The following is an 18,039-nucleotide window of genomic DNA, read 5'->3' on the forward strand; positions in this document are numbered from 1 at the left end:
TAATATCAAAATGATGTAAGGGGTTTATTTTGAAGCTATTATTTGGTTCAGTGTTGATTATCATTGCAGGCTTTTCAGTTAACAAACATGTATTTTCTAGTAAGGCTTATGATGGCGTTACAACAGTAACAGACGTTATATCAGCTTATCCTGTAGACATGTTTGATTTTAAAAAAACAATGAAGGATTATGCTCACCATCTTTGCTACAGAAATTCTGACGCATTAAATGCTCAAGATATCACTGTCAGTGATTGTTTAACTCATCATGATGAAAAGAAATTGGAGTGTGAAATAAAGGTTTTTAGATTAGCGCCGCAAAACTTAGAATCAGAAAGGGAAGTACTTAATTACTCAAGAGAGTATACACAGTGTACATTGCCTTATAAGTATATTTTAGGGTAAGCACTCACAATATAAAGGTATCATGAGCGCTATAAAATTATTTAGATTTTAAGCGGATAGATTTCGCTTCTATCTCAATCAGCTCTTGTTTAAATAATCCACCAATTGCTTTTTTATAGTTAGCTTTACTTGTTGAAAATACTTTTTTAATAAGTTCAGGATCAGATTTATCGCCAATGGCGAGTATGCCGCCTTCGTTTTTAAGCTTTTCCATTATTTTATCGCCAAGCTCGCTTACTTTACCCATGCCTGGTTTTTCGAGTACAACATCAATTTTTCCGTCTTCTCGTACTTTTTGAACAAAGCCTTTAAGCTTTTGCCCTACAAATAAGTTTTTGAATACCATATTGTAAAATACAACACCAAAGTGAGACTCTTCTATAAGCACCTTGTAGCCAATATCTGTTTTACCAGCAACAATCAAATCAACCTCTTGTAGGCGTGTGTATTCAGGCTCATCCTTTGATAAAAAGCGATTAAAGTTAGTTGAAGCACAAATGCGTTGACTCGCATTATCAAGATACAAACGAACAAGATAAGAATGCCCCTCTTGCATACGTGGCTTTTGTTCATTAAATGGGGCTAATACATCTTTTTCTAATCCCCAGTCTAAAAATGCACCAATACTATTTATTTCCTTAACACGTAAAAGGGCGTATTCACCTACCTGAGCATGTGGCTTTTTAACAGTCGCCGTTGGTAAATTAGCATTATCTAAATATATAAATACGCTAATGCTGTCACCAGCTTCAAGCTCATCTTTAATTTCGTTTTTTGGTAAAAAAACTTCACCTAAATCATGACCGTCCAAGTAAGCGCCTTCATTACTCACTTCTTTTACAAATAGGGTTTGTGTTGTTCCAAGGTAACTCATAATTATTCCTGCTCAGGCTTTTTTTTACGGCGCATTGGTGAATCGCCATCGATATTCATAGGGGCTTTAATGGGTGCCGCTGGTTTTTTAGGTTTTGCTTTACGTTTAATTTGTGGCTTTTTAACCTGCGTTACTTTTTTAGCTTTAACAGTTGCAGCAGGTTTTTTCTCTTTGATCCCTTTAAATTTAGCTTTAAGCCCGTCAATAGTTGCAAATTTAAGCTCATTGTTTAAAAAAGATTTAATTGCTAAATAACTAGCCCAATCTTTAGGGCCTACTAACGAAATAGCGGTACCTTTAAAACCAGCACGTCCAGTTCTACCTATTCTGTGAACATATTCTTCAGCATGTTTTGGCAAATCAAAGTTAATTACATGCGTTACGCTTAACAAATCTAAACCACGGGATGCGACATCAGTGGTAATTAATATCTTGAAGTTTCCTCTGCTAAACGAGTCCATAATGTCTAAGCGTTTGCTTTGTGTTAAATCACCCGCTAGTGCGACTGATTTAAATCCTTTGTTGTTTAGTTCTTCGCTCAAACGACTTGTATCTGCCCGGGTGGCAGTAAATATTATGCATTGGCCAACTTCGTCTTGCTTTAAAAAGTGTGCTAATAACGCTTCTTTGTGATCTAGGTGGTCGGCTAAGTAGAGTGTTTGTGTTATATCGCTGTGCTGTTCATTTGCAGCACTAAGCGTGATCTGTTTTGGTTTTTTTAATAAATTACGCGAAAGAGCATCTACTTGAGCGTGGTCTAGGGTTGCTGAAAACAATAATGTTTGGCGAAGACGGTGATTGGCTTCGTCGTTAATTAACTTTAGTTGCTCAGTAAAGCCCAGATCTAAAATACGGTCTGCTTCATCAAAAATTAGTAGTTCTAAACCACTTAATTGTAACGAGCGTTTTGTAACATGATCGGCCAAACGACCGGGTGTAGCCACTACAAACTGTGGGTCGTTCCTTAATGCTTTAATTTGGTCATTAAAGTTTTCACCACCTAATACTTTTACAGCTTTAATCGCCGTGCCCGCTATTAACAAACGCAACTGTGTAAATACTTGCGTAGCTAATTCGCGTGTAGGGGCAACAATAAGTACACGTGGATCGCGTTTACTGAGTGCTTTTTGTTTCATAACCCGTTGTACTGCGGGTAATAAAAACGCCAAGGTTTTGCCCGACCCAGTCTTTGACTGAGCAAAAATGTCATGCCCTGCAAGTGCGGTAGGCACTGCATGTGCTTGAATGTCTGTGGGCTGGGTGATCCCTTGATGTGCTAATTGTGTTTCAAGGCGAGTATCAATCCCAAGATCAGTAAAGTGCAATGTAATGTTCTCCAATGTGCAACTTAAATTAATTGCTGCATTATAGCGTACACATGGCTTATCCCGACAGCAAAAAGCAAAGTATGGTGCTATTTTTTGCAATTAATCTAAAAAAGCGTAAAATACGCGCCCCATATGCGCCGGATTTACGATTCGGTAAACGCCAATATTGGCTAATAAGGCAAAATAGGAAATAAAATGACAGCTGTTCATAAAGATGATCTTACCAGCGAACACTTTGTAGTGTGCGCTTTATACAAATTTGTAGGCCTACCTGAATTTGAAGCATTACGTAAACCTCTACTGGAGGTTATGGAAAAAAACGAAGTGCGAGGCACATTACTTCTAGCTGCAGAAGGAATTAATGGTACTGTTTCTTCAAAACGAGCGGGCATTGATAACCTCCTTGCATGGTTAGATGAACAGCCAAATTTAAAAAACATTGTTACTAAAGAATCCTATGATGACGAATGTCCGTTTTACCGCACAAAAGTAAAACTAAAAAAAGAAATCGTAACAATGGGCGTAGAGGGAATTGATCCTCTTAAAGTAGTGGGAAGCTATGTTAAACCTCAAGACTGGAATGCATTAATTTCTGACCCCGAGGTTGTACTTATTGATACGCGTAACGATTACGAAATTGAAATTGGCACATTTCAAAATGCCGTTGATCCAAATACAACAACGTTTCGTGAGTTCCCTCAATGGGCAAAAGAAAATCTTGATCCTGAAAAACATAAAAAAGTTGCTATGTTTTGTACAGGTGGTATTCGATGTGAAAAATCAACAGCTTACATGAAAGAGCAGGGCTTTGATGAAGTTTATCACTTAGAAGGTGGTATTCTTAAATACTTAGAAGAAGTGCCAAAAGAAGAAACCATGTGGGAAGGCGAGTGTTTTGTATTTGATAATCGCGTTGCTGTTGATCATGACCTACAGAAAGGTTCTTACGATCAATGTCATGCGTGTCGTATGCCTATAACTGAACAAGAAAAACAAAAGCCTGAATATTTAGAGGGTGTTTCATGTCATCATTGTATTGATAAGGTAACTGATGAGCAGCGAGCCCGTTTTGCAGAGCGCCAAAAACAAATTGAGCTCGCACAGGCTCGTGGTGAAGGGCATATAGGTAACGAAGCACAGACCGTTCTTCAACAACGCAAAGAGGCTAAAAAAGCACAAAAAGATGCTCAACGTGGTAAGTAAGTCATCTTTAAAATGTACTTAATAAAAAAGAGCTTTACGGCTCTTTTTTTTGGCTAAAATTTGTTATTCATCTTACATAGTTGAGTGTTCAGCGTTAACACAGGCTAATTTTGATCACACTTTTGCTACACTGCGTATAGTGGTCAACAAAATGGTTTATAAGGTGGTTCTTTGAAATTGCGCATACTTCTATTAAATATCTATTTGTTATTATTCATTTTTAGCACAGCAGCATCTAGTGCAAATGTAATGGTACAAAAAGTTACAACGGAACGTACAAAAGAAGAGGTTAAAGCTGTAGGTAATGCAGAAGCAATCCACTCCGTTATATTATTTCCTGCAGTGGGTGATAGAGTAACAGCCGTTCACTTTAAACCGGGTAACTTCGTAAAGGAAGGAGATGTTTTAGTCGAGCTTGACTCTCGCAGACAAAAAGCAGCTCTTAAACAAGCAGAAATAACCTTAGCAGATACCCAACGAACACTTAACAGACTCAGCGAAAGTCACAAAAAGGGAGCAATTCCTAAAAGTGACTTAGATGATGCTAAAACTTTGCATGCACTCGCCGAGGTTGCTCTTATTAATGCTAAAACAGATCTGGAAGACAGAACTGTGCTTGCGCCATTTGATGGTGTGATGGGACTTACTGATGTAGAAAAAGGGGATCGCATTACAGAGCAAACTGCCATTGCAACAATTGATGATACTCGCAGTTTGTACATTAATTTTAACGCCCCCGAGTCAGCTGTCTCAATACTAAAAAATAAAGGTATTGTGGAAGTAACACCATGGCAAAGCGCAAAAGCTATTAATGCTCACGTTTCATATCTTGATTCTCGAATAAATCCACAAACCCGTACCTTACGTGTCAAAGCCAAACTGGAAAATGAAAATGATCAGTTTATGCCTGGTATGAGTTTTCGAATTAATATTACCATGCAAGGGGAATCATATGCTGTTGTGCCTGAGGCTGCACTTATGTGGGGAGCAACAGGGCCTTATGTTTGGAAAAGTATAGATAAAAAAGCAAAGCGCATAGATGTAAAAATAGAGCAACGCTTAGCTGGGCGATTGTTAGTTTCAGGCAATTTAAATGAAAACGATATATTGGTTGTTGAAGGCGTCCAACGCTTGCGCGAAAACCAAACATTAACGTTTGCTAATCCCAGTAATTTAGAGGAATAACAATGAAAAATTCCCCTATGATGCAAGACCTACCCTCAATGGCAATTCGCCGCCCAGTGCTCATTGTTGTTTTGAATCTACTAATAATAATTGCTGGTTTAGCTGCAATTGCAGGAATTGAAGTCAGAGAATTACCAGATGTTGATAGGCCACGTATAACTGTTTCGGCTTCATTTCCTGGTGGGTCTCCAGAAACGGTCGACACAGAAGTAACCAGTAAACTAGAAGGGGCAATAGCCCGTGTAAGTGGTGTTAAATCAATTCGCGCACAAAGTGAAGAAGGCAATGCGCGTATTGTTGTTGAGTTTCGCCCTGGCGTAGATTTAGACAATGCAGCTAACGAAACCCGTGAGTCTGTTGCTCGTGTACAACGAGAATTACCAGAGGAAGTTGAACGTGTTGCAATTATCAAGGCCGATAATGATGCAGAAGCTGTTGTTTCGCTCACTGTATCAAGTAATATTCTAGCACTTGAAGCCCTTACTGAACGCGTTGAAACAGATTTAGCTCCCCAGTTTTTAACCATACCGGGTGTTGCCGATGTCAGGTTAAACGGGGACCGAAAACGTGTTTTGCGAGTTCGCTTAGATCCATTAAAGTTAAGTAGTTTTAATCTTACTATTCCTGATGTGGCAGATGTTTTACGAGAAGCGCCATTTGATGTACCAGCAGGAAGCCTTAAATCAAGTGACCAACAAGTCATAGTTAGAGCCGATGCGACTTCTATTACCCCCAATGAAGTAGCTGATATTATTGTTAGCGGTGATACGCGAGTAGGTGATATTGCATCAGTCTATTTTGGCCCTGCAGATCCTCGCTCTATGGTTCGTTTAGATGGCAAACCCGTTATTGGTATGGAGGTTATTCGTCAAGCGCAATCTAATACAATTGAAATATCGGATGAAGTTTTACAGTTACTTGAAAACATGCGCGAACGATTCCCTGAACTCGAATTTACGCTGACATCAGACGATGCACAATTTATAAGAAGCTCTGTTGACGAAGTAATAAACTCCTTAGTGCTTACAGTTTTGTTAGTGGTAATAACGTTATGGGTGTTTATAGGTTCGTGGCGCGCAACACTTGTGCCTGCGTTTGCCATACCTGTTGCGCTTATAGGGTCTCTTGCACTTATTTGGGCCCTTGGTTTTTCTATTAATATACTCACTTTATTAGCACTCGTGTTAGCCACAGGTTTAATAGTTGATGACGCAATTGTTGTAAGTGAAAACATACAACGTCAAAGAGGGCTCGGGCTTGGTCGGCGAGCATCAGCAGTAATAGGAACTCGAGAAGTATTTTTTGCGGTAGTTGCAACGACTGCTGTATTGGCTGCGGTTTTTATCCCTATTGCATTTTTACCTTCTACGGCAGGACGATTATTTAGAGAGTTTGGCGGGGTGCTTGCAGGTGCAGTCATTATTTCAAGTTTTGTTGCATTATCACTTGTCCCTGCATTGACTTCAAAATTAAAACTTAAAAAACAAAGCAACCATCCATTTGCCAAAGTAGGTAATAAGTTAGTAAGTCTTTATAGCATAACGATTAAAAGCGTTCTAAACCGCGCTTGGCTTGTGCTCATAGCTTGTATATTAATAGCCTTTGGTTCTGGCGCATTGTATTTAAACCTCGATAACGAACTATTACCCACAGAGGACAGGGGGAAAATTCGTATATTTGCCAGAGGCCCAGACGGTGTTGGGTTGAACTTTATGGACAGGCAAGCAATGCAAATGGAAGATATTTTATTACCTTTTGTAGAAAGTGGCGAAATAGAATCTATATACACAGTTGTTGGGCAATGGGATCCTAATATTGTTTTTATTACCGTACCGCTAAAGCATTGGGACGACCGTCAATTTAGCCAGCAAGAAATCATTAATAAAATTCGCGGACCATTAGGTGAAATCCCAGGCGCAGCTGGTCGTGCATCCGGTTCTAATAGTTTAAATCTTAGAGGTCAAGGTGGCGGTATAGAAATCGCTTTATTAGGCCAAGATTACCAACAAATTTTTGTTGCTGCACAAGATTTTGCAAAGCAAATTGAAAACGCAATCCCGGGTACTGCGCCAGTAAGAGTCTCTTATCAGCCATCACAGCCACAATTACGTGTAAATATTGATAGACGAAGAGCCGAAGAGTTGGGTGTATCGCTCAGTGATATCTCTATTACACTACGCGCAGCCATCAATGGGGATGATGTTGCTGATCTCAATATTGGCGACCAATCAATACCCATCATGTTGCAAGTACAAAACCAAGTTATTCAAGATCCAAGTGATTTAGCTAACCTCTATGTGGCAAGTTCGCAAGGGAGGTTAGTGCCTATTAGTAGCTTAGCTAATATTAGTGAAGAAGGAGTAGCCGCTGAGCTTGAGCGTCATGCACAGCGTCGTGCTATTGAATTAGATATGGAACTACCGGATGGTATGACGATTGCCGATATAGTCGATCAAATTCGCAATTTGTCTCAGCAATCGTTGCCTCAAGGTATTACCCTTGCGTTTAAAGGTGAAGCGCTGACCTTTGAAGAAACAGCAAACGAAGTACTTTTAACTTACGTGTTGGCTTTTCTAATTGTATTGCTGGTATTAGCAGCTCAATTTGAAAGTGTAAACAGTGCAATAGTGGTAATGCTAACAGTTCCGTTTGGTATTACCTCTGCTATTTTAGCGCTTTATTTAACAAATACGTCTCTTAATATTTATTCGCAAATTGGTCTAGTGATGCTCATTGGTCTAATTGCGAAAAATGCCATTTTATTAGTCGAATTTGCAGATCAACTTCGAGACCAAGGCTTATCAGTTCGTGAGGCGGTTGAAGAGGCTGCACTGGTTAGATTACGTCCAATCACCATGACACTCGTTTCTACGTTACTTGGTGCACTGCCATTAATTTTATCAAGCGGGGCGGGTGCTGAAGCACGTAATGCAATAGGTTGGGTTGTATTTGGTGGTCTTTCACTTGCTGTTTTATTTACTTTATACTTAACCCCAGTCATCTATTTAGGGCTTGCACGTTTCACTAAGCCAAGAGGGGATGAAACTAAACAGCTGGCCCAAGAGCTTGAACAAACAGAATAAACCTTTAGTGGCCTAATTAATCTTTTTTCTTTAAAAAACGGTTAATTAGGCCCACAATTGCATTATTGGAAATCAGTAGGGATCTATAATGCAAAGCGAACAAATTGAAATAGCGCAATTTTTATCACAACACCCTCCTTTTGATGATCTTCCTCAAAAAGCATTAGATGAACTTGCTAAACAAGTCGAAGTCAGTTACTTCAGGGCTAATACCGATATTTTACAATACGGCCAAGACATAGCCGATTTGTACATCATAAGAAGTGGCGCTGTTGAAATGTATCGCCGTGATGGCGAGCTCTATAACCGTTTGGCCACTGCGGGAATATTTGGGCAAATGGGCTTGTTGATGAATCGCAAAGTACGTTTTCCGGCTACAGCGCTTGAAGACACGTTAGTGTATTGTATAAACGTTGACATATTTTTGCAGTATTGTGATGAATTTGAAGTCTTTGCAGATTATTTTGAAACCGATGGTAATGTGCGTTTGCATCAAGCAATTGTTGAGCAAGCCGATGGCAACGATTTAACCACTGCCAAGGTGAAATCGTTACTTCACCGAGACGTTGTTACAGTCGATGCAACTGAAACAGTAAAAAATATTGCACAGCTCATGACCGATGAGTCGGTTTCGTCAGTACTAGTGACCGACGTTAATAAGCCTATTAATAACGACCCTCAAGAAGATGACGGGCAAGTCGTTGGTATAATAACAGATAAAGATTTACGTACTAAAGTTGTTGCGCAGGGGCTTGAGTACAACACGCCCGCACACGTTATTATGTCAACTAACCTAGTGCTACTTGATCAAAATGACTATATTTTTGAAGCCGTTTTAGCCATGCTCAGAGATAATTTACATCATCTTCCTGTGGTACAAAAAAAACGGCCAATTGGTGTTATATCACTGTCAGATATTCTACGTTATGAATCGCAAAGTAGCTTATTGTTGGTGCGTGGTATATTGGCTCAGCAGTCTGTTGAAGACTTAGCTCACTACGCAAATCAGCTTCCCCGTGTATTTGTACGCATGGTAAATGAAGATGCAAACTCTCATATGGTTGGTACTGCAATGGCTGTCATTGGTCGTACATTTAAACAACGGTTGCTAATACTCGCAGAAGAAAAATTTGGCCCGCCGCCAGTACCCTACTGCTTTATTGCATTAGGCTCTATGGCTAGAGATGAGCAGCTTATTGTTACCGATCAAGACAACGCACTTATACTAGATAATAGCTATGACGACGAAAAACATAATGGTTATTTTCAAAATTTGAGTGACTTTGTTTGTGATGGATTAGCTCAATGTGGCTATAGCTATTGCGACGGTGAAATTATGGCGTCATTCAAGAAGTGGCGAAAAACACAGGACCAATGGTTTGAGCAATTTGCCCAATGGATTGCTGAACCCAAACCACAGGCTTTACTTAACAGTTCTATATTTTTTGATTTAGACGGTGTGTGGGGTAAAACAAAATGGGCTAATGAGTTAAAAACATATATTGCTAAACACTGTGCAAATAACAGACTGTTTCTAGCAAATATGGCAGCAAATGCTCGTAATAGAACACCTCCACTTGGTTTTTTTAAAGGGTTTGTTCTTGAACACAATGGTCAGCATCAAAAATCTATGAATTTAAAACGACGTGGCACAGCGCCATTAAGTGATGTTGTTCGCGTCCATGCACTTGCCATTGGATCTCGTAAGCAAAATTCATTTGATCGCCTAGAAGATATTATAGAAGCCAATGTTTTGCCTGCAGGCAAAGCGCAAGACTTACGTGATGCGTTAGAGTACATTTCGATGACCCGAATACGTCATCAGGCATGGCAAATTGAGCAGGGTGAAGTACCCGACAATAATCTTGACCCGCATCTGCTTTCTCCATTTGAACAGCGTCATTTAAAAGATGCTTTTGCTATTCTAGATAAGGCGCAAAATTACCTTAAATTTTGTTATACCGCACACTCGGGTGTGAAATAATCTATGTTTTTCAAAGAAGTTAAAAACTGGAATACACGTTATGCTCAGCTTGCCGATGATACGCAAAACAACTTACTAAAAGAGTTTTATTTATCTACATTTAGTGATGCTAGCGCTTCTGTAAAAGACATTCCTTTTGTTGCATTAGATTTTGAAACAACAGGGCTTAATAGTAAAACAGATGATATTGTGAGTGTGGGGTTAGTGCCATTCACATTGGCGCGAATATACTGTAAACAGAGTAAACATTGGGTGGTTCAGCCAAGACGAAACCTAAGTGAATCATCTATTGTGATCCACGGTATTACTCATAACGATGTTGATAACGCGCCTGACTTTGACAACATTATAGCCCCTTTACTTGATGCTTTGCGTTCTAAGGTGATTGTTGTTCACTATGCGGCAATCGAACGTGGCTTTTTTAATAGTGCCTTATTATTGCGATTAAAAGAGCATATTGAGTTTATGGTTGTAGATACCATGGAACTTGAGCGAAGAGCGCTCAAAGCAAAACAAGGCTTAATAGGGCAGCTATTTAACACTAAACTGGGATCGCTAAGGCTAAATGACTGTCGTAAACGTTATTCTCTACCTGTTTATGAGGGACATAATGCGTTAACCGATGCGCTTGCAACCGCTGAGCTTTTACAAGCTCAATTGCGTCATCATTACACAGAAGAAACACCGTTGTGCACTATATGGAGCTGAACACATATAAATAAAAAACGCCGCAAAAATGCGGCGTTTTTTATTGTTGTTAATTTATTACTTAACTGGGCGAGGCTCAGTTCTTAAACCTAATAATAAGCTTACACACATAAGTAAAAGCACAAACGTAAATGGTAAACCTGTTGACACAGCACCCGCTTGTAAAGCTTCAATGGCTTGTGTTCCGCCAATCCAAAGTAGCGCAGCAGCAATAGCGCCCTCAACTGTAGCCCAAAATATACGCTGGGGAACGGGAGCGTCAATCTTACCACCGGCTGTAATAGAATCGATTACTAACGACCCAGAGTCTGACGAGGTAATAAAAAACACAAGTACAAGAACAATCGCAATAAACGATAATATATTTGAAAGCGGCAGTTCATCCAGCATATGAAACATTGCTAAAGGGACTTCAGTTAAGCCATTAAGCCCAAGTGCGCCAACACCATTGATAATTTGATCAATTGCAATACCACCGTAGATAGACATCCACAATACCGTTACTAAAGTTGGAATAAGTAATACAGCGATTAAGAATTCACGAATAGTGCGTCCGCGTGAAACACGAGCTATAAACATACCAACAAACGGTGACCACGAAATCCACCATGCCCAGTAAAATACAGTCCAACCGTGCATCCATGTTTCGTCTTCACGGCCGTGTGGGTTACTCAAAGGAATAATGTTTTCTACATACCCCATTACTGTATTTGGAACATTCCCCATAGCTACAGCAAAACCAACTAGGCAAACAAACAACAGTAATACAAACGCTATCAGCATGTTTATATTACTTAATAGCTTTACACCGCCATCAATACCGCGAACAACGGATATAACGGCTAATAAAGTAACCCCTACAATAACTAAAATTTGCGAGCCAATACCGCCTTCTAAACCAAATACATGGTTAATCCCCGCTGAGGCTTGCTGCGCACCTAAACCTAATGAAGTTGCTAACCCAAATAAAGTAGCCAAAACAGCCAAAATATCAATAATATGCCCCGGCCATCCCCACGCTTTATCACCTAAAATCGGATAAAAAATCGAACGGATTGAAAGCGGGAGCCCCTTATTGTAAGCAAAAAAAGCCAGAGATAAACTAACCACTGCATAAATTGCCCATGGATGAAGACCCCAGTGGAACATGGTTGCGCCCATGGCTAATTTTGCAGCTTCTGGTGTGTTTGCTGCAACGTTTAATGGTGTTTCGTACCAGCCAGTATAATAAGCAACAGGTTCTGCTACACCCCAAAACATAAGGCCGATACCCATACCAGCGGCAAATAACATTGCAAGCCATGAAAGGCGAGTATGAGAGGGTTTAGCTTCACTTCCTCCCAAGCGTATATTTCCGTATGGAGATACAATAAGCGCTAAACAGAAAACGACGAAAAAGTTAGCAGCCCACATAAATAGCGCATCAAAGTTATTAATAATATCGAATTTAATAGTATCGAGCGCAGTTTTAGCTGTTTGTGGCTCGGTGACAAGCAAGGCAACTAAAAATAAAATAATAAGACCCGCACTAATCCCAAAAACAGGGTTATGAATATCAAACCCCCACTTTTGGACGTTATCCTGTCCTACGGTGTAATCTGTATTATCAATACTATATTTGTCATGATTTTCCTTCATGCAATACCTCTTTTGTAATTATAAATAACTGGTTATCCAGCCGCCCATTAAATACATTAGTCTATATACTGAGAATAAAAAATAATTTGAAGACTAACTATTTATTTTTCTATCTTACAGATGATACGCAGCTACATAAACGATAAAAGTAACAAATAGTTAAAATAGCGTGTTTTAAGGGTAATGTTAGCCATAAAAATAGCTATTTAAAAAAATAATAGTAGGTAGATAAAAACTATAAGCTTAGAACTTAAACTATAATTAAAGTAATTATTTATAGACCAAGCAGTCTAGTAAGTTGAAGAAGAAAATGAACCTAACTGGGTGGTGGAAGTTTATACACTGCATAAAACTTATGCAGTGTATACGTTAGTGCTTATTTTTTACCTGTGTAAGCGTCGTTGTGTACGCCCGCTGCACGACCAGAAGGGTCCGCATTATTTTGGAATGATTCATCCCAAGCTAGTGCTTCTGGTGTCGAGCAAGCGACTGACTTACCGTGTGGTACACACTTAGCCGAGGCGTCACCTGGGAAGTGCGACTCAAAAATAGCACGGTAGTAATAAGCTTCTTTTGAATCAGGGGTATTAATAGGGTATTTAAACTTAGCGTTAGCGAGGTCTTGATCGCTTACTTGCTCTTCAACATACTCTTTTAATGTATCTATCCAGCTGTAGCCAACACCATCAGAAAACTGTTCTTTTTGGCGCCATAAAACTTCATCAGGTAGGTAACCACCAAAGCCTTCACGTAAAATATGCTTTTCAATTTTGCCATCTTTACACATTTTAGCTTCAGGATTGATGCGCATAGCAACATCAACAAATTCTTTGTCTAAGAATGGTACGCGAGCTTCAACACCCCATGCGGCCATTGATTTATTAGCACGCAGACAGTCAAACATATGAAGTTTAGATACTTTACGGTTTAGTTCTTCATGAAACTCTTGTGCATTTGGCGCTTTATGGAAGTATAAGTAACCACCAAATAATTCATCTGCACCCTCACCAGAAAGAACCATCTTAATACCCATGGCTTTAATTTGACGAGCCATCAAATACATAGGGGTTGATGCACGAATAGTGGTTACATCATAAGTTTCTATGTGGTAGATAACTTCACGAAGCGCATCAATACCCTCTTGAATAGTAAAAATGATAGGGTGGTGCACTGTCCCAATCATGTCGGCTACCTTTTGAGCTGCCGCTAAATCGGGTGAACCCTCAAGACCCACTGAAAACGAGTGAAGCTTAGGCCACCAAGCATCACTTTCGTCGTTATCTTCAATACGTTTAGCTGCAAAACGCTGTGTGATAGCAGAAATTACCGATGAGTCTAATCCACCAGATAGTAATACACCGTAAGGTACATCACACATAAGTTGACGTTTAACGGCTGCCTCTAGTGCGTCTTTCACATCTGATGACTCTGCACTGTTATCTTTCACTGCGTCGAATGTTTGCCAATCGCGTTTATAATACGGCTTTAATTCACCATCTTTACTGTAAAGGTAATGACCAGGAGGAAATTCTTCAATATGTTTACAAATTGGAGAAAGTGCTTTTAGCTCAGATGCAACATAAAAGTTACCGTGCTCATCGTGGCCAGTGTATAGCGGTATAATACCAATGTGATCGCGACCAATTAAGTAGGCGTCATTCTCTTCATCGTATAAGCAAAATGCAAAAATACCGTTCAAGTCATCTAAAAACTCAGGACCTTTTTGTTTGTATAGCGCTAATATTACTTCACAGTCAGACTGTGTCTGAAAAGTAAAATCAGTGTCTAAGTTTGCAGCTAACTCTTTGTGATTATATATTTCCCCGTTTACCGCTAAAATATGCGTTTTTTCAGGGTTGTATAAAGGTTGCGCACCACTAGATACGCCAACAATTGCAAGACGTTCGTGAACTAAAATTGCTTTTTCAGACGCGTAAACACCAGACCAATCTGGGCCTCGGTGTCGTAGTAATTTTGACATTTCAATTGCTTGAGTTCGCAATTGAGCGGGATCAGATTTAATATCTAATACCCCAAAGATTGAACACATAGTAACTCCTCATTCCTATTATGTGTGCAGATCAGCCACTTTGCTGAACTGCGAACCCTTGTTTTATCAGAAATATTTACTCAAGTCACATAGCTTTTGCAATTAATTAAGAATAATTTATGCACCAATGTTTAAGTGACCGCACCTTGTTGGTGAACAAGGAGTAACTATGATTATTTTTGCATCAATTCTATTGCTCAAACTCTATACTATTAGTGAGTTATCCAAGTGAGCTTGCTTTACAGACAGCTCGTTTTTGTAACACAGTGGTGCAATAAGCCACGACTTATTAGTAAAAGTTAAACGTAACTAATTATTGCTTAACGTTTGCTTTTAAGTGCAATTTTTAACTGGTTTAAATGACCGTCGAGCTTTTGTTTGGCGTGTAATGCTTGCTTAAACGTCACATATTCAAATTCAATTGTATCTAGTGGTCTGTATTGCGCAAATTGATGCAAGTCTGCTTCAATTACGGTGCCTAATAAGGGGTAACCCCCCGTTGTTTGCGCATCGTTTAACAAAACAATGGGTTCTCCATTTGGTGGAAGTTGAATACTGCCGGGGCTCACCGCAAGAGAAGGCAATGAGTGTGAGTGGGTTAAAGAATAATTATCACTTTGAAGCCTAACACCCATGCGGTTACTATTGTGACTCACTTTAAACGACGACTGAGTAAACCCATTAATGATCTGTTTTGAGAAAAGCTTTGCATGAGGGCTTGGGTATACGCGAACAATTTTACGTTTTGGCGGCATTAGTGCACCGCATTGAGTAAATTCTGATTGGTAAGGGGTTATTTTAATAGTGTTACCGGCTATGAGCGATTTGCCATTTAGTCCGCCAAAACCAGCATTTAAGTCAGTTGCTTTAGAGTTCATAACAACCGGGCTTTGAATCCCTCCTTTAACGGCAATATAGGCTCTTAATCCAGCTCTGCCGGTTGAAAATTTTAGCACCTGTTTTTGTTTAATATTATATGTCCAACCTGGGTAAATCGGTTTTTCATCAAGTGTTGCATTTAAATCAGCACCAAATAAGGCAATAACAGTGTTGCATTCAAACGCAAGTTCGCACAAGCCAACGGTTACCTCAAGAACAGCGGCGTTTTTATCATTATTTAAAAGGCAGTTTGCTATGGTTTGTGCGTAAGGGTCTAAGCTGCCAGACTGACTAACGCCTAAATGGCGGTATCCGTTACGTCCAAAATCTTGGATGCTCAGTAATGGGCCACTTTTAATAACTTTAATCATTATTTATTTCCCCACAGATACAGGTATAAATTCAAGCGTGTCACCAGGCTGTATTAAGCATGGGCTTTTTTGCGTTGCATCAAATAATGGTATGTCAGTTTGGCCAATAATATGCCAGCCACCAGGCGAATCTGCCGGGTAAATGGCTGTTTGCTCAGCACCAATAGCGACAGACCCTTTAGGTACTTTAACACGAGGTTCTGAGCGTCTTGGTGTAAAAAGTTGCTTGTTTAGTCCATTTAAGTATGCAAAACCAGGTTGAAACCCCAAAAATAAAACAGCGTACTGGGGCTCACTGTGAAGGTTAATGACGTCATCAATGCTTAAACTATGAAAATTTGCCACGTAGTTTAAGTCTTCGCCGTTATAATGCGTTTTGATTTTGTGGTGTTTAGCTACGAACTCATTAGGTTTAATGTTATTCCAAATAGCTGGTAATTGCTCAAGCCATTTAGCTAACTCAATATCTTGCTTTAAATATAAAGTGAGTGAGTTCATACCGGGTACAATATCAATAAATGAATTACCTTTTTTACAGTGATTTGCTAAAGACCAAATTTTTTTTTGAATACTGAGTGTTCCGCTAGTGCTTAAGTGAGATGCATCAAGCAATAAGCTATTGTTTGATAAGGCGTAAACGTGAGGATTTTGCATTAGTAAAACCTAATTCGAACATCATTAAGCAAACCTATCACATATTTAATTAATTATTTATACCCTTGAGACCAACACAGAACATTTATGCAAAATTGTTAACACACTTAAATTTAAATCTTATTGTCAATTAGATTTAAAAGTAAACTTTATATGTTTAGCCTCGTAATAAATAAGCACGACGTTTGAAATAATAATTAAATTTAAATGGTCTTAATTAGTACGGACTTGTTTAGAGGTACATTATGAATTATCAGCATTTATTATATTTATCGGGCGCTGCAATTATATTTAGCGCAGGCGCGTTTGCTTTATCGATGGAAAAGGTCGAACAAAGCGATGTAGCAGCCAGTATGCATGTAGAAAGCCTTGTACTAGGATCGGGGTGTTTTTGGGGCGCAGAAAAACGCTATGAAGCGCTAGATGGAGTAATTGATGCAGAATCTGGTTATGCAGATGGCAATGGGTTTGAGGCTACTTACAAAAACATTACTAAGCAATCACGCCGCTTTGACGAAAACAATTACGCTGAAGTAGTGAAAGTGACTTACAACAGCAATATTATTTCTGCGCAAGAGTTACTTAAAAATTACTTTGAAAGTCACGATCCTACTCAGTTAAACAAACAAGGTAATGACATTGGTACGCAATATCGATCTATTATATTAACGAGCAACGATGCGCAAAAAGACACAGCGTTAAAGATTAAAGCGCAATACCAACAATTATTAACCAATGCTGGGTATGGAAATATAGTCACCGTTATCAAGCCACTTGAGGGCTTTGTAGCTGCTGAAGAATACCACCAAAATTATTTGCAAAAAAATCCTAATGGTTATTGCCCTGATCATTCTACTGGTGTGGTTTTTGAACCAGTACCAGTTAAAACGAAAGACAACACTTCATTATTAGTGGGTAAACAAATAGTGATAATAGACTCTCGAGACTATTGCCCTTACTGCGAGAAGTTTAAAAAAGAGGTGGCAAATGACTACAAAGGCACCATCCCTTTGTCATTTAGATACGCAGATCAATTAGATGGGTTAACCATTAAATCAGCGACATGGGCAACACCCACAATTCTATTTTTAGAAAATGGTGAAGAAGTATATGGTCGCCAAGGCTACGCAAGCCGTGAGACATTTTACAAAGCTTTAGGTGCATTTAAATTAGGAGACAGTGAAGCTTATAAGGTTGCATTTAATGCAAAAACAGATCGCCCATATTGTAAAGAATATAAAATATTTAAAAACACACCCGATGGCACCTTTGTCGATAAGCTCAGTGGTGAGGCTTTATTTGACACTCGAGATCGTTTTAATTCTGGTACAGGTTGGCTGTCGTTTACGCACCCTGTTAAAAACAGTGTAACCGAACACGAGGACAATAGTTGGGGCATGCAGCGCATAGAGTTAAGGTCTAAAAGCACAGGTATTCACCTGGGGCACTTATTTCCGGGTGAGGGGCCTAGAGGAAAAGATAGATATTGTATAAACGCAACCGTATTAGACTTTGTACCTCGAGATAATAGCTGATACCCATATAAACCTATCGGTCTATAATTGGTGTTTCGACTAGTAAAGAAACAAGTACAAAAAAGCCCTCATAATTGAGGGCTTTATAAATATTTACTAAGTGGTGCACTTTTGTTGAAAAATAAAACAGCCCAAACTAAGTC

Annotated in this window: 13 protein-coding genes; 7 read left to right on the forward strand and 6 right to left on the reverse strand. The window is 39.3% G+C overall.

Annotation, left to right across the window (positions count from 1 at the left end; translation table 11 throughout):
* Positions 1 to 29 precede the first annotated feature (29 nt).
* Positions 30 to 404: a hypothetical protein gene (locus CWB65_RS10945; protein WP_006794169.1), complete on the forward strand. Its 375-nt coding sequence runs from the start codon at positions 30 to 32 to the stop codon at positions 402 to 404.
* A 37-nt stretch (positions 405 to 441) separates the two neighbouring features.
* On the opposite strand, the gene CWB65_RS10950 is transcribed toward CWB65_RS10945, so the two are convergent.
* Together CWB65_RS10950 and CWB65_RS10955 are read right to left on the reverse strand one after the other, a co-directional pair.
* Positions 442 to 1,278 carry a CvfB family protein gene (locus CWB65_RS10950; protein WP_058428938.1) on the reverse strand — a complete coding sequence of 279 codons (837 nt, stop codon included), beginning with the start codon at positions 1,276 to 1,278 and terminating at the stop codon, positions 442 to 444.
* Positions 1,279 to 1,280: 2 nt separating this feature from the next.
* Complete coding sequence (locus CWB65_RS10955; RefSeq protein WP_138740574.1) at positions 1,281 to 2,603, reverse strand: DEAD/DEAH box helicase; 1,323 nt, start codon at positions 2,601 to 2,603, stop codon at positions 1,281 to 1,283.
* A gap of 198 nt (positions 2,604 to 2,801) precedes the next feature.
* Between CWB65_RS10955 and trhO the strand changes: the two genes are divergently transcribed.
* From trhO to CWB65_RS10980, 5 genes are all read left to right on the forward strand, one after another.
* Complete coding sequence (gene trhO, locus CWB65_RS10960) at positions 2,802 to 3,809, forward strand: oxygen-dependent tRNA uridine(34) hydroxylase TrhO (RefSeq protein WP_010557405.1); 1,008 nt, start codon at positions 2,802 to 2,804, stop codon at positions 3,807 to 3,809.
* 171 nt (positions 3,810 to 3,980) lie between these two features.
* A complete protein-coding gene (locus CWB65_RS10965) occupies positions 3,981 to 4,994 on the forward strand; it encodes an efflux RND transporter periplasmic adaptor subunit (RefSeq protein WP_138740575.1) in 1,014 nt (337 codons plus the stop codon).
* Positions 4,995 to 4,996: 2 nt separating this feature from the next.
* On the forward strand, positions 4,997 to 8,077 hold the full coding sequence (locus CWB65_RS10970) for an efflux RND transporter permease subunit (protein WP_138740576.1): 3,081 nt from the start codon (positions 4,997 to 4,999) through the stop codon (positions 8,075 to 8,077).
* An 88-nt stretch (positions 8,078 to 8,165) separates the two neighbouring features.
* Positions 8,166 to 10,061, forward strand: coding sequence for a DUF294 nucleotidyltransferase-like domain-containing protein (locus CWB65_RS10975; RefSeq protein ID WP_138740577.1), 1,896 nt, complete (start codon positions 8,166 to 8,168; stop codon positions 10,059 to 10,061).
* Between the two features lie 3 nt (positions 10,062 to 10,064).
* Entirely contained in the window at positions 10,065 to 10,769 is a 705-nt protein-coding gene (locus CWB65_RS10980; protein ID WP_138740578.1) for a 3'-5' exonuclease, read from the forward strand.
* A gap of 57 nt (positions 10,770 to 10,826) precedes the next feature.
* Here the strand turns inward: CWB65_RS10980 and CWB65_RS10985 are convergent, their stop codons facing one another.
* The 4 genes from CWB65_RS10985 to pxpB form a co-directional block, all read right to left on the reverse strand.
* Positions 10,827 to 12,407, reverse strand: a complete 1,581-nt coding sequence (locus CWB65_RS10985; protein WP_058428933.1) for a BCCT family transporter — start codon at positions 12,405 to 12,407, stop codon at positions 10,827 to 10,829.
* Positions 12,408 to 12,783: 376 nt separating this feature from the next.
* The gene (asnB, locus tag CWB65_RS10990) at positions 12,784 to 14,457 is read right to left on the reverse strand and encodes an asparagine synthase B (RefSeq protein WP_039036927.1); all 1,674 of its coding nucleotides are present in this window, start codon (positions 14,455 to 14,457) and stop codon (positions 12,784 to 12,786) included.
* A gap of 320 nt (positions 14,458 to 14,777) precedes the next feature.
* Positions 14,778 to 15,707, reverse strand: coding sequence for a 5-oxoprolinase subunit C family protein (locus CWB65_RS10995; protein ID WP_138740579.1), 930 nt, complete (start codon positions 15,705 to 15,707; stop codon positions 14,778 to 14,780).
* A gap of 3 nt (positions 15,708 to 15,710) precedes the next feature.
* On the reverse strand, positions 15,711 to 16,361 hold the full coding sequence (gene pxpB, locus CWB65_RS11000; protein ID WP_138740580.1) for a 5-oxoprolinase subunit PxpB: 651 nt from the start codon (positions 16,359 to 16,361) through the stop codon (positions 15,711 to 15,713).
* Positions 16,362 to 16,606: 245 nt separating this feature from the next.
* Between pxpB and msrA the strand changes: the two genes are divergently transcribed.
* Complete coding sequence (msrA, locus tag CWB65_RS11005; protein ID WP_138740581.1) at positions 16,607 to 17,896, forward strand: peptide-methionine (S)-S-oxide reductase MsrA; 1,290 nt, start codon at positions 16,607 to 16,609, stop codon at positions 17,894 to 17,896.
* Positions 17,897 to 18,039 lie beyond the last annotated feature (143 nt).

It is taken from the genome of Pseudoalteromonas sp. S554 (assembly GCF_005930865.1).
Lineage (GTDB): Bacteria > Pseudomonadota > Gammaproteobacteria > Enterobacterales > Alteromonadaceae > Pseudoalteromonas > Pseudoalteromonas marina.

Excerpts from the sequence above, each read along its gene's own strand:
- CWB65_RS10985 (WP_058428933.1), bottom strand. The coding sequence starts at position 12,407 with ATGAAGGAAAATCATGACAAATATAGTATTGATAATACAGATTACACC.
- pxpB (WP_138740580.1), bottom strand. The coding sequence starts at position 16,361 with ATGCAAAATCCTCACGTTTACGCCTTATCAAACAATAGCTTATTGCTT.
- CWB65_RS10970 (WP_138740576.1), top strand. The coding sequence starts at position 4,997 with ATGAAAAATTCCCCTATGATGCAAGACCTACCCTCAATGGCAATTCGC.
- CWB65_RS10995 (WP_138740579.1), bottom strand. The coding sequence starts at position 15,707 with ATGATTAAAGTTATTAAAAGTGGCCCATTACTGAGCATCCAAGATTTT.
- asnB (WP_039036927.1), bottom strand. The coding sequence starts at position 14,457 with ATGTGTTCAATCTTTGGGGTATTAGATATTAAATCTGATCCCGCTCAA.
- CWB65_RS10980 (WP_138740578.1), top strand. The coding sequence starts at position 10,065 with ATGTTTTTCAAAGAAGTTAAAAACTGGAATACACGTTATGCTCAGCTT.
- msrA (WP_138740581.1), top strand. The coding sequence starts at position 16,607 with ATGAATTATCAGCATTTATTATATTTATCGGGCGCTGCAATTATATTT.
- trhO (WP_010557405.1), top strand. The coding sequence starts at position 2,802 with ATGACAGCTGTTCATAAAGATGATCTTACCAGCGAACACTTTGTAGTG.
- CWB65_RS10950 (WP_058428938.1), bottom strand. The coding sequence starts at position 1,278 with ATGAGTTACCTTGGAACAACACAAACCCTATTTGTAAAAGAAGTGAGT.
- CWB65_RS10975 (WP_138740577.1), top strand. The coding sequence starts at position 8,166 with ATGCAAAGCGAACAAATTGAAATAGCGCAATTTTTATCACAACACCCT.